The sequence below is a fragment of the Klebsiella sp. GN_Kp190 genome, from assembly GCF_040061795.1.
Lineage (GTDB): Bacteria > Pseudomonadota > Gammaproteobacteria > Enterobacterales > Enterobacteriaceae > Klebsiella > Klebsiella michiganensis.
The window spans coordinates 16617-29241 of the sequence record NZ_JBEAFN010000067.1 but is presented as its reverse complement, the minus strand read 5'-3'; the positions used below and the strand labels follow the sequence as shown (position 1 = coordinate 29241).

Genomic DNA, 12625 nt, shown 5'->3' with positions numbered 1-12625 from the left:
TCATATTTAAAATAAGTTAACGTCTGGCTGAGCTAATAAAGGTGGCGCCCCAAATAATAAGCCCTTTCACCACGTACTGAACGTAAGGTGAGATCCCCAGAAGGTTTAAACCATTATTCAGTACGCCGAGCATCATGGCGCCAATCAGGGTGCCGATAATCATTCCGCGGCCGCCGGCAATGGATGCCCCGCCGAGCACCACGGCGGCAATGGCATCCAGTTCAAATCCGACGCCGGCATTCGGCTGGCCGCTCATCACCCGCGAGGTGAAAATAAGACCGGCAAAACTGGCGGTAAAACCGCTGATCACGTAAACCAGCAATTTATAATATTTCACCCGCAGACCGCTCAGGCGCGCCGCTTCTTCATTGCCACCGAGGGAATAAACATAGCGACCAAACGGCATATGATTCAGGACGATATAAAAGATGAGATATAAAACCACCATCAGAATAATAGGCACCTGAATACCGAACAGATATTCACGGCCCCAAAAAGCGAATGAATCCGGTAAGCCGGAGATGGGGTAGCCGCCGGTATAGATCAGCGCCAACCCCTTCGCAATAATCATTGCCCCGAGGGTCACGATAATCGGCGGCATTTTACCGTAGGCGGTTAAAAAGCCGTTCAGCGCGCCAAAGGCGACGCCGGAGCACAGACCGATAAGAATGGCTAACCACGGATCTAAACCATAGTACTTCATTAATCCCGCCATCAGGGTACCGGCCAGGGCCATGACCGCGCCGACGGAGAGGTCGATCCCGCCGGTCAGGATGGCAAAGGTCATCCCGATGGCAATGATGGCATTAATCGAGACCTGACGGGCGACGGTCGATAAGTTATCGACCGTTAAAAAGTAGTCATTAAAAATAGCCATACAGGAGAACAGGAGTACCAGACCAACAAACGGCAGGAACGCGGGCATTTTTAATAAACCATGGAGCATCTTTTTATTTTTATCAGGAGATGCGGCGGGCGCTAATGACACGTTTTCATTACTCATTTAATACTCCCTAAATAATATTACCGGCAGCGTGCAGCATAATCACAGTGGAATTGATTTGGTCGTTCTCGAGTTCGGCAACGATATTCCCGTCGCGAAAAACCATTACCCGGTCGCTAACGCCAATCACCTCTGGTAGCTCAGATGAAATCATAATTATTGAAATACCCTGGGCGGTGAGGTCGCGCATAATCTGATAGATTTCTGATTTCGCTCCGACATCAATACCGCGAGTCGGTTCGTCAAAAATAAGAATATTGACATCATGATTTAACCAACGGGAAATAACGACTTTCTGCTGGTTACCGCCGCTCAACGTCCCCACCGCGGTCCCGGCATCCGGCGTTTTCACGCCAACGTGATTAATTAAACGCTCGGCGGTCAGGCGCTCTTCGTTATCGCGGATAAGCGAGAACTGGCAGGCGTGTTTGTTAAGCCAGATATTATCTTTGACCGAAAAAGGCAGCACCAGTCCCTGCGTTTTGCGGCTTTCCGGCAACAGACCAATGCCCAAACGCAGAGCCCGGTCGGTGGATTTTATCGTCACCTCTTTTCCGGCCAGGCGGACGCGCTTTTTGAAGCATTTATCCGCGCCGGTCAGGGCCAGGATCGCTTCGGAACGCCCCGATCCCACCAGCCCGGCGAGGCCCAGGATCTCCCCTTTGCGCAGCGTCAGCCGATTGAGCTGGCTACTCTCGGTAAGCTGAATTTCGGCCTCCAGCAGTATCTCATCATGCGCCAGCGTCCGCCGCTCGGGATAGATATTCTCCACCTCACGGCCGACCATCATCTGGATCATCTCGGCGATATCGATATTGTCGACCTTTGCCGACCCGATATATTTGCCGTCGCGGAGAATGCTCAGGCTGTCGCAGATCTCATATATCTCCTCAAGATGGTGTGAGATAAAGAACATCCCGACGCCTTTGGCCTTTAAATCGCGCATCACGCGGAAAAGATGCTCCGCCTCGCTCGGGGTTAAGGTCGCGGTGGGTTCATCCAGAATGAGAATTCGCGCATCCAGCGACAGCGCTTTGGCAATTTCCACGAACTGCTGTTCGGCGACGCTGAGATGGCATATTTGCTCATCGGGATCGAGGGTCACGCCAAGATCTTTAAAAATGCGTAACGCCTCGCGGCGCATCGCTTTACGATCTAGCAGGCCAAAACGATTTACCTTTTCGCGATTAAGGAAAATATTCTCATAAGCGTTCAGATAGGGAATAAGAGAAAACTCCTGAAAGATAATCCCTACGCCGCAGGCAATCGCGTCACGATAGTTATGAAAATGCTGCTGCTTACCGTCAATAAAAATATTACCGGCGTCAGGTTGATATATCCCGCACAGGATTTTCATTAACGTCGATTTACCCGCGCCGTTTTCACCTAATAAAGCATGTACCTCCCCTCGGCCAAGGGTGAGATTGACATTATCCAGCGCCTTGACCCCGGGGAAGCTTTTACTGACGTTTTTGACTTCCAGTAAGCTGGGCATAAACATCGCTCCATAATGGCTCGATAAAATAGCGAGCCATACTTTAAGAAGAATCCGGCACGGCTCACCTGAATAAGCGAGAGCCGCTGTGGCGTAATAATGCGATTACCAGTGGAAATCTTTGGCGTTGGTTTTATCGATAAGTTTCACATCAACAGGGATCTCTTTAGGAATATTCGCCCCCCAATGTTTGGCCAGGGCAATACCTAAACCAATACGCAGCTGATCGCGCGGGAACTGAGCGGCGGTGGCAATAAACGGCGTATTACCTTTAGCAATTTCAGCGACCGCTTCCGGAGAACCATCAACGCTCACCAGCTTCACATCGCGCCCTGATGCCTGAATCGCCGCCAGAGCGCCGAGTGAGCCAACATCATTCACGCTAAAAATACCGTTGAGCGTCGGGTTGGATTGCAGCATATTTTCCGTCACGCTCATGGAGGTATCGCGCTCTTGTTTACCATTCAGTTTGGTAATCACTTTAATATTGGGATGCTTTTTCATCGCATCTTCAAAGCCGCGCACGCGCTCCAGAATAGGTACCACCGGAATCCCGTCGAGAATCGCTACGTTGCCTTTATCACCTAGCGCTTTGGCTAAGTGTTCCCCGGCAATAAAGCCCGCATCATAGTTTTTTGAGCCGACAAAAGAATCGATCGGGCCATTAGCCTGAGCATCTATCGCCACCACCACCACGCCGGCTTTTTTAGCGGCCAGCACGGCGGTTTCCGCACCGACGCTATCAGCCGGGTTAATCAGCAAAATATCTATTTTCTTTTGCAGCATATCCTCAACGTCGCTAATCTGCTTGGAGACATCATGCGCCGCATCCGCTGTATAGACGGTGGCGTTAATATCTTTTGCCGACTGCTCAAGCGACTCTTTCATGGTGACGAAATATTCGTTATTCAATTCCTGGAACGACATACCGATAGTCAAAGGTTTGGCATTAACGCAGGCAACCATGCTCATCGCAAGAAGTCCTGAGAGTATTGCTTTAGTCTTAAATTTTACAGGCATTCACTATCTCCTTATTGAGTAATGCGCTGAGAAATAAAATTTATTTATCAGCGTTTTCATGGTACGGATGCTGCCTGATATACTGAGCAATAAATACGCCGCTGGCAGATAGCCAGAAGCCACTGATATTGTTCTCAGTTATCCCCATGATTGAAATCCAGTATTTAATGAACAGCCATCAGCGGTCATTTGCGTAATAATTAAAAATGACGAACTTAACTAGTTAAAAAATTTATGGCTTAATGACGACCTTAATCGAATCGAGCGATTTAGCCATCTCAAAAGCGGCTTTCCACTCATCAATAGAATAGAAATGCGTCACCACGCCTTTGGCGGTCAGCAGACCGCGCGCAAAGAGATCGATGGCGATTTCATAGCTGTAAGGCCCCAGATGCGCGCCGCGGATATCCAGCTCTTTACGGTCGCCAATAATCGACCAGTCGGCGGTCGTTTCTTTACCAAACACGCTGAACTCAACGAAGCGTCCCAGCTTACGAATCATCTCCAGACCCTGGGTCACGCCGATAGGGGCGCCCGTCGCTTCGATATACACATCGCAGCCGTAACCATCGGTCATGGATTTTACGATAGCGATGGCGTCCTCTTGCGCCGCATTGATGACCACGTCGGCGCCAAACGCTTTCGCCAGCGCCAGGCGGTCGTCCATCGTGTCGATGACCACCAGTTTCTTCGGCGTTTTCAGATGAGCGACCTGCACCATACACAGCCCCAGCGGCCCGGCGCCGGCGATAACAACCACATCATCCAGTTCGATATCACCGCGGCGTACCGTGTGGATTGCGCAGGCCATAGGTTCGATCAGCGCGGCATCTTCTTCACTTAATGATTCAGGAATTTTGTGAATAATCGCCCGTTCGGAAAAACGCATATATTCAGCCATACCGCCATCGGCGACATCCTTCTGGAAACCGTAAATATCATGGGTTTCGCACATCCAGTATTTGCCGGTTTTACAGAAACGGCACTCATGGCAGGGGACAATCTGTTCAGCCAGGATGCGATCGCCAATTTTTAATTGATATTTTTCAGCGGAGCCCGGGCCTAATTCGGCAACCCGACCGTAAAACTCATGGCCGGGCACCACCGGCGTTTTCACCCACGGATTATCGCCCCAGAACATCGGCGCGCCGTCCTGGGCCTTGCAGTCGCCGGCGCAGATTCCACACCCGTCAACCTTAATGACCACTTCCTTTTCTTTGGCGACCGGGCGGGGAATTTTCTCAAAGCGATAATCCTGGGGACCATGGCAGACAACCGCTTTCATATCTTCAGGTAATTGTTCCATCGTAAACCTCTTTTTCGGATAAATAATGAAGAGGGATGGTATTGCTGGCGCAATACCCCTCCATCGGGCACAAGGACTATTCAATAATAATGCCGGTAGAATATCTGGCAGAGCGGCTATTTAGTCTCGACAATATGTACCTGGTGCTGGCGATAGGTATCAGCTGGTAATTCGTTAGTGATCAACACATCAATATCCGCCAGATCGCATATTTTATAGAGTGAATAGCGTTCAAACTTACTGCTATCGACCATCAGGATTTTTTGATCGGCAACTTTCAGCATCTCCTGCTTCAGCCGGACGTTGACTTCATTGCTGTCTTTTATTTCCAGCCCGGCGTCGAGACCCTGGCAAGAAAAAAACAGCTTATTGACCTTAAAGTTGTTGATAATGAACTCGGCGACCGGACCGTGAAAATCACCGTGGCGCTCAGAATATTCACCCCCAACGCTAACTATTCTTATTTTCTTACGACAGGCTAAGGTTTGAATGATATTCAAAGAATTGGTAATCACGGTCAGCTCGATGTCAGGCAGCTGGCGCGCTAAAAACCAGCAGGAGCTGCTATTATCCATGATAATGCACTCATGCTCATGAATAAACTGCAGCGCGCCTTTAGCAATACGCATCTTACGTTCCGGCTGCTCTTTGGTGCGCTTAATAAAGGCCTCGGCTTTATCGACAAAGTTCCCGTGATTTGTCGGCGTATCGGCAGCTAAAAATGATGCATTATTTTCAGAAATCATTGCACCGCCAAAGCTGCGAACTATTTTTTTATTTCTCGCCAGCGCGGTTAAATCCCGGCGAATGGTTTCTGGAGATACACCGAATATCTGTGAGAGCTCATTAACTCTGGCGCATCCTTTTTCTACGACATATTCCACAATTAATGAATGACGTTTAACTTGTAACATAGACGTTCTCAAGAAAGCATTCAGGATTTAATGACATAAATATAACAAAATCGTCCATATCAGTAAGTGACATAAATCATACAAAATCAAAACAAGTTTTTAGCTTTTTTTAGTTTGAAGTTGATCATATATATGAGGCAACTTTCATTTCGGATGGAATAAATTTGTGATTAAAATCGCAGAATTAGCCGTGATTGTTCGTTTGCTTTAGCCGTATATTCGCTAAAACGGGCAAACCCGGTCAAAGCAATAATACCCGTTTATGCCCGATTCAGTCAGCGTAATATCCGCCAGGCCTGTGCCGTCTGGATAACACATAACGTCAAACCTTGCGGCATCGCCATAATGTCACGACTTTTGCCGCCTCTGAGACCAGCAGCAGAGCAATAAAGAAGGCCGCGCTTTTCAACGCCACCGCCTGCGCCAGCCAGACCACCAGCGAAAGCGACGGGAGCATAAAGGCCAGACGCAGCGGCGTCTGCGCATAGGCCAGCCACGGCGCATAGCGGCTCTGGCGCCAGAAGAGAATCATCGACGCGGGAATGCTGATAGTCAGAATAAAATGAAGGGTAAACAGCCAGGCGGCCGCGGAGCCCCAGGTTTGCAGCAGCGGTAAAAAGAGAGGATATCGTCGTAAAGCGGTACTCGCCGGTGGTAGATGTTCCAGCCAATAAACTGCAAGAGATAAAAGAGATCCATCCCACCCCAAAACCAAAAAACCTTCTTTCGTTCCAGATTCATCGCTATCCCTGCGAAAAAAAACAGGCCCTGAAAAGGGCCTGTTTATCGTGCGGTCAATTACGCGTTTTTCAACACTTCGCTGACAATCTCTACCGCTTCTTTCTCAATCTGCTGACGATGTTCAGCGCCGAGGAAGCTTTCGCAGTAGATTTTATAGGCATCTTCGGTACCTGACGGACGCGCGGCAAACCAGCCGTTGTCGGTCATCACCTTCAGACCGCCAATCGCCGCCCCGTTGCCCGGCGCCGCGGTCAGACGCGCGGTAATCGGATCGCCTGCCAGGGTGCTGGCGCTCACCATTTCCGGGGAGAGCTTAGACAGCGCCGCTTTCTGGGCAGACGTCGCGGAAGCCTGCAGACGGTTGTAGCTTGGCGCACCAAAGCGCTCTGCCAGCTCGTCGTAGTGCTGCTGCGGGTTTTTGCCGGTGACTGCGGTGATTTCCGCCGCCAGCAGGCACATGATGATGCCGTCTTTGTCGGTCGACCACGGCGTGCCGTCAAAGCGCAGGAACGACGCCCCCGCGCTCTCTTCGCCGCCGAAGCCGAAGCTGCCGTCAAACAGGCCGTCAACGAACCACTTAAAGCCAACCGGTACTTCCACCAGTTTGCGCCCCAGATCGTTGACTACGCGGTCAATCATCGCCGAGGAGACCAGGGTTTTACCGACAGCCACATCTTTGCCCCACTGCGGGCGATGCTGGAACAGGTAGTTAATCGCCACCGCCAGGTAGTGGTTCGGGTTCATTAACCCGGCCGGCGTGACGATACCGTGACGGTCGTAATCCGGGTCATTGGCGAAGGCCAGGTCAAACTTGTCGCGCAGCGCCAGCAGGCCCGCCATCGCGCACTCGGAGGAGCAGTCCATGCGGATTGCGCCGTCTTTATCGAGGTGCATAAAGCGGAAGGTCTGATCGACGTGGTCGTTAACGATGGTCAGGTTGAGATTGTAATGCTCAGCGATACGCTTCCAGTATTCGATACCGGAGCCGCCCAGCGGATCGACGCCCAGCGTCAGTCCGGCTTTCTGGATCGCCGCCATATCGACGATATCCGCCAGCCCTTCAATAAACGGCTGCACCAGATCCTGCTCTGTGACGTGGCCGGAGGCCAGCGCCGCATCAAGAGAAATACGCTTCACGCCCTGCAGACCGGCAGCCAGCAGTTCGTTGGCGCGATTCTCTACCACCTTAGTCACGTTGGTATCCGCCGGGCCGCCGTTAGGCGGGTTGTACTTGATACCACCGTCTTCCGGCGGGTTGTGGGATGGCGTGATAACAATACCGTCAGCCAGCGGGCCGCCCTTCTTGTTGTGCACCAGAATCGCATTGGAAATCGCCGGCGTCGGGGTGAAGCCGTTGTTTTCCTGAACGATGACGTCAACGCCGTTCGCCGCCAGCACTTCCAGTACGGAAATGAAAGCCGGTTCGGAGAGTGCGTGAGTGTCCTTACCGACATAGCATGGGCCGGTGATCCCGTTCTTCGCGCGATCTTCAGCAATTGCCTGAGCAATCGCCAGAATATGCTGCTCGTTGAAGTTGTGGCGCGCCGCGCTGCCGCGGTGACCGGAGGTGCCAAACTTCACTGCATGTTCCGCGTTGCCAACTTCCGGCTTCAGCACATAGTACTGGGCAGTCAGTTGGGCGACGTTAATCAAATCACTCTGTTGCGCAGGTTGACCCGCGCGCTTATCGATTGCCATTGCCTGATCCTTCTGGTGCAAAGTTAACTAACTAGATCGTACCGCAAACCTTTTCGATCAATTCCGCAGGGAACTGCATTGACTGCATGATATGTTCGATCATGCTGCATTTGCGACCGGTATTGGTATTTGTAATGACCCACCACGGCGTTCCCGGTACCTGCTTAGGTTTCGTCTGATTACCGTTTTTCTGCAGCGTGCGTTCATCCTCAGCGAAATAAACGCGGGTGCGCCCGTGCAGGGACTCGGTCGCCTCGGCAAACGCTTTGCTGTCTAAGGCGTAGAGGGTGGTCAGAACCAGCATGAAACGGTTTACCGCGCGCTTTTGTTCGGCGTACTCATCAGATAACAGCAGCTCACGCATAGCGCGAACTTTATCTTTCAGAGGATTGGCGGGTTTCACTTCAACGACAGGCGTTGGCGCAGGGGCCGGAGCGGCTTTCGCTACCGGTGCGACAGGCTGGGAAACGGCGGAAAACTTCAACATGCGCCGTAAAATGTCGGATGCGCTCTCGCCAATATGCTTGGTGTGGCTGGCAATATAGCTATAGAGTTCATCATCAACTTCAATTGTTTTCATCTTAATCCAGTGCGATATCTTTTTCTGAATACAAGTTGTCGGGATTATAGGGACAAATCCCAACCGCGGATAGCGTCAAACCAGGATGGCGGTAAAACTCGGATATCTTCCGGGTCTTGCAGCCGGATGGCAGAATGTCCAACATAATACCCTAACCCGACGGAGCGAAAAAAAGAACTTTGCCATGAAATTAAATAGCCGAGCGCAATCTGCACAGAATCCGCACAATAATCCCCCTATCGTCCTGGTCCACGGCCTTTTTGGCAGCCTGGATAATCTTGGGATCCTCGCCCGCGATCTGGTTCTCGATCGCGATATTATCCAGGTCGACATGCGAAACCACGGCCTTTCGCCACGCTCGCCTGACATGACCTATCCCGCGATGGCCCAGGATCTGCTTGATATTCTCAATGAATCACAGATTGAGAAAGCCACCTTTATTGGTCACTCAATGGGCGGTAAAGCGGTGATGGCGCTGAGCGCGCTGGCCCCGGAGCGCATCGCGGGCCTGGTCGCCATTGATATCGCCCCGGTGGATTATCACGTCCGCCGCCATGATGAAATCTTCGCCGCCATCAATGCCGTCACCGACGCGGGGGCCGCTACGCGTCAGCAGGCGGCGACGGTCATGCGCCAGCACCTTAACGAAGAGGGCGTGATTCAGTTTCTGTTAAAATCTTTCGTGGACGGCCAGTGGCGGTTTAACGTACCGGTGCTGTGGGAGCAGTACGATAATATCGTCGGCTGGCAAACCGTTCCGCCCTGGCCGCATCCGGCGCTGTTTATCCCGGGCGGCAACTCCCCCTACGTCACCGATGCCTACCGCGAGACTTTATTAGCTCAGTTTCCCCAGGCGCGCGCGCACGTTATCGCCGGCGCCGGGCACTGGGTGCATGCAGAAAAACCGGAGGCCGTTATCCGCGCGATCCGTCGTTATTTGACCTCTATCGCCGCATAACTGCCTAAAATATACTCGACCGCGCGGCTTAATGCCCGCGGCCGTTGGCGCAGCCCGTCGCCTGATGTATTATGGCGCGCTGTCTGCGTCGGCTATGCCCGATAGCTTGTTTCCCCCGAAGTCACTCTGAATCATGGCAAAAGAACAAACGGACCGTACGACATTAGATTTGTTCGCAACTGAGCGTCGGCCGGGTAGACCGAAAACGAATCCGCTTTCGCGCGATGAACAGCTGCGCATCAACAAACGCAATCAGCTTAAACGCGATAAGAGTCGCGGTCTGAAGCGCGTGGAGCTAAAGCTCAATGCCGATGCTGTCGATGCGCTTAATGAGCTGGCCGAAGCCCGTAACATGAACCGCAGCGATCTCATCGAAGAGATGCTGATGAACCAGCTGGCAGCCCTGCGCGGCCAGGATAAAGCCTAAAACCCTCAAAAAATAAGCTTTCGTGTAGCAGAGTGTGCAGTTGGGCGTGATTGCTGTTTCCGCGCCCTTCTCAGTTCTGCTATCATTGCCCCTATCTGCGGGCATTACGCCACTACCACATCATTAAGTTTCAAGAGGTTATTTTACTCATGGCAATCATCGGCATCTTTTTTGGCAGCGACACCGGCAACACCGAAAATATTGCAAAAATGATCCAAAAGCAGCTTGGTAAAGACGTTGCTGATGTTCACGACATTGCCAAAAGCAGCAAAGAGGATCTGGAAGCTCACGATATCCTGCTGCTCGGCATTCCCACCTGGTACTACGGCGAAGCCCAGTGCGACTGGGACGATTTTTTCCCGACGCTGGAAGAGATCGATTTCAATGGCAAACTGGTGGCTCTGTTTGGCTGTGGCGATCAGGAGGACTATGCTGAATACTTCTGTGATGCGCTGGGGACTATCCGCGATATCATCGAACCGCGCGGCGCAACTATCGTTGGCCATTGGCCGACCGCCGGCTACCATTTTGAAGCCTCTAAAGGCCTGGCCGATGACGATCACTTTGTTGGCCTGGCCATTGACGAAGACCGTCAGCCTGAGCTGACTAACGAACGCGTGGAAAAATGGGTAAAACAGATTTCTGAAGAGCTGCACCTCGAAGAAATCAAGAATGCCTGAGTCTGAACGGCGTAATCCTCAGGTTTCGCCGAATTGATAGATAAAAGCAATCAAAGTTATAGCTACAAGTTTTTAACTTTTAATCACATATCTGTACAATGTCCTCTGATTTAACGGGGTCGCGTGAAGCACTTTGTAGCGAGTGCCTCGTTTTTGACAGCATACAAGGCCCGATGCTTGCAGTTTTCATTTCACCATGGCAGTTCTATAATGAGACGCATTACATCGGGTGATTCTCTGTATTACTTCCGCTGATGGAAGTAGATCGTTTAGCAACAGGACAGATTCCGCATGACTGACAACAATACCGCATTAAAGAAAGCTGGCCTGAAAGTGACGCTTCCGAGATTAAAAATCCTGGAAGTGCTGCAAGGACCGGATAACCATCATGTCAGTGCGGAAGACTTATACAAACGCCTGATTGATATGGGTGAAGAGATTGGCCTGGCTACCGTCTACCGCGTACTGAACCAGTTCGACGACGCCGGCATCGTCACCCGTCATAATTTCGAAGGCGGTAAATCCGTTTTTGAACTGACGCAGCAGCATCATCACGATCACCTGATTTGCCTCGACTGCGGCAAAGTGATCGAATTTAGCGATGATTCCATCGAAGCGCGCCAGCGTGAAATTGCCGCAAGGCACGGTATTCGCCTGACTAACCACAGCCTGTACCTGTACGGCCACTGCGCAGAAGGCGACTGCCGCGAAGATGAACATGCCCACGACGCGGCAGAGAAATAATCACCGCATCGTATACCGCCAAAAGCCAACCTGAAGGTTGGCTTTTTTTTGCCCGGAATCTGCCGCCTCTTTCTCTCGCGCTGCAATACGTTTACTGTCAGTGCATCCTGACGTGTACGGAGAGTCGACATGGAGCTTCGCCAGCTACGCTATTTTGTGCGCATTATTGAAACCGGCAGTATGGGCCGCGCCGCGCTTGACCTGGATATCGGCGTCTCCGCGCTTAGCCAACAGATGGCGCGCCTGGAGAACGAACTCGCCATTCGCCTGCTGCAGCGGACGTCTCGCGGCGTAATGCCGACCAGCGCCGGCCTCGCCTTCTACTCCCAGGCGCAGCTCGCGCTGCGTCACGCCGATGATGCGGTTCTCGCCGCGCGCGAGGCGCGCCTTTCCGGCCACGTCAGCGTCGGTATGGCCCCCAGCACCGCCTCCGTTCTCGGGGTGCCTTTTATTCACGCGATGCGCGAAAGCTATGCCGACGTCCGCCTGCATTTGGTCGAGAGCCTCTCCGGTAACCTTGAACGCATGATCAACACCCGCCAGCTTGACTTAGCTATCGTGTTCCAGAAGGAGAAGCTTGTGCGCTGGAGCGCCAGACCTATTCTCGAAGAGCGTCTGTTTCTGATTGGCACCCATGACGTGCTCTCTCCCCTTCCCGAAGCGAGCATCTCGCCTGGCCAGCTGGCCGCTATCCCGCTGATTATGCCAAGCCTGGGGCATGGACTGCGCGGCAGGCTGGAGGCGATCTGCCAGGAGCATGCCCTGAGCGTCGATGTGGTGGCTGAAATCGACGGCCTGGCCCTGCTGATGCGCGCCGTCCGCGACGGGCTCGGCGCCACTTTGCAGCCGGGGGCGGCAATTTCCCATCTCGACAGCGAGTCCCTGAGAGTGATCGGCGTCGACAATCCGATACTCAGTCGACCTAATTTTCTCGTCAGCCTTTCCGATGATGAACTGACTCCGGCAGGCCTTGCGGCCCGCGTAATACTGGCGAAAGTCATGCGTCAGCTGGTTGAGTCAGATCGCTGGCCCGGCGCCAGCCTTTACGCAAACTAAACC

At 52.4% G+C, this 12625-nt stretch carries 12 protein-coding genes and 1 pseudogene; 5 read left to right on the top strand and 8 right to left on the bottom strand.

Annotation, left to right across the window (positions count from 1 at the left end):
* Positions 1–16: 16 nt before the first annotated feature.
* The 8 genes and pseudogenes from ABLU67_RS24755 to seqA form a co-directional block, all read right to left on the bottom strand.
* A complete protein-coding gene (locus ABLU67_RS24755) occupies positions 17–946 on the bottom strand; it encodes an ABC transporter permease (RefSeq protein WP_046878552.1) in 930 nt (309 codons plus the stop codon).
* Positions 947–1013: 67 nt separating this feature from the next.
* Positions 1014–2498, bottom strand: a complete 1485-nt coding sequence (locus ABLU67_RS24750; RefSeq protein WP_064358444.1) for a sugar ABC transporter ATP-binding protein — start codon at positions 2496–2498, stop codon at positions 1014–1016.
* 105 nt (positions 2499–2603) lie between these two features.
* Entirely contained in the window at positions 2604–3470 is an 867-nt protein-coding gene (locus tag ABLU67_RS24745) for an ABC transporter substrate-binding protein (RefSeq protein ID WP_014228426.1), read from the bottom strand.
* 280 nt (positions 3471–3750) lie between these two features.
* Complete coding sequence (locus tag ABLU67_RS24740; protein WP_004848867.1) at positions 3751–4824, bottom strand: erythritol/L-threitol dehydrogenase; 1074 nt, start codon at positions 4822–4824, stop codon at positions 3751–3753.
* Between the two features lie 116 nt (positions 4825–4940).
* Positions 4941–5738: a DeoR/GlpR family DNA-binding transcription regulator gene (locus ABLU67_RS24735; protein ID WP_004848865.1), complete on the bottom strand. Its 798-nt coding sequence runs from the start codon at positions 5736–5738 to the stop codon at positions 4941–4943.
* A 322-nt stretch (positions 5739–6060) separates the two neighbouring features.
* Positions 6061–6479, bottom strand: a pseudogene (locus ABLU67_RS24730) (arginine:ornithine antiporter).
* Between the two features lie 57 nt (positions 6480–6536).
* Entirely contained in the window at positions 6537–8177 is a 1641-nt protein-coding gene (gene pgm, locus ABLU67_RS24725; protein WP_014228422.1) for a phosphoglucomutase (alpha-D-glucose-1,6-bisphosphate-dependent), read from the bottom strand.
* A 31-nt stretch (positions 8178–8208) separates the two neighbouring features.
* Positions 8209–8757: a replication initiation negative regulator SeqA gene (gene seqA, locus ABLU67_RS24720; protein WP_004848859.1), complete on the bottom strand. Its 549-nt coding sequence runs from the start codon at positions 8755–8757 to the stop codon at positions 8209–8211.
* Positions 8758–8941: 184 nt separating this feature from the next.
* Between seqA and ybfF the strand changes: the two genes are divergently transcribed.
* The 5 genes from ybfF to tcuR all read left to right on the top strand — a co-directional run bounded on the left by ybfF (position 8942) and on the right by tcuR (position 12622).
* Entirely contained in the window at positions 8942–9715 is a 774-nt protein-coding gene (ybfF, locus tag ABLU67_RS24715) for an esterase (RefSeq protein ID WP_014837821.1), read from the top strand.
* Between the two features lie 133 nt (positions 9716–9848).
* Entirely contained in the window at positions 9849–10142 is a 294-nt protein-coding gene (ybfE, locus tag ABLU67_RS24710) for a LexA regulated protein (protein ID WP_004848855.1), read from the top strand.
* A 149-nt stretch (positions 10143–10291) separates the two neighbouring features.
* Positions 10292–10822 carry a flavodoxin FldA gene (fldA, locus tag ABLU67_RS24705; protein WP_004100234.1) on the top strand — a complete coding sequence of 177 codons (531 nt, stop codon included), beginning with the start codon at positions 10292–10294 and terminating at the stop codon, positions 10820–10822.
* Positions 10823–11113: 291 nt separating this feature from the next.
* On the top strand, positions 11114–11566 hold the full coding sequence (fur, locus tag ABLU67_RS24700; RefSeq protein WP_004130476.1) for a ferric iron uptake transcriptional regulator: 453 nt from the start codon (positions 11114–11116) through the stop codon (positions 11564–11566).
* A 129-nt stretch (positions 11567–11695) separates the two neighbouring features.
* Positions 11696–12622 (top strand): tricarballylate utilization LysR family transcriptional regulator TcuR, encoded by a 927-nt coding sequence (tcuR, locus tag ABLU67_RS24695; RefSeq protein WP_064358423.1) that lies wholly within the window; start codon positions 11696–11698, stop codon positions 12620–12622.
* Positions 12623–12625 lie beyond the last annotated feature (3 nt).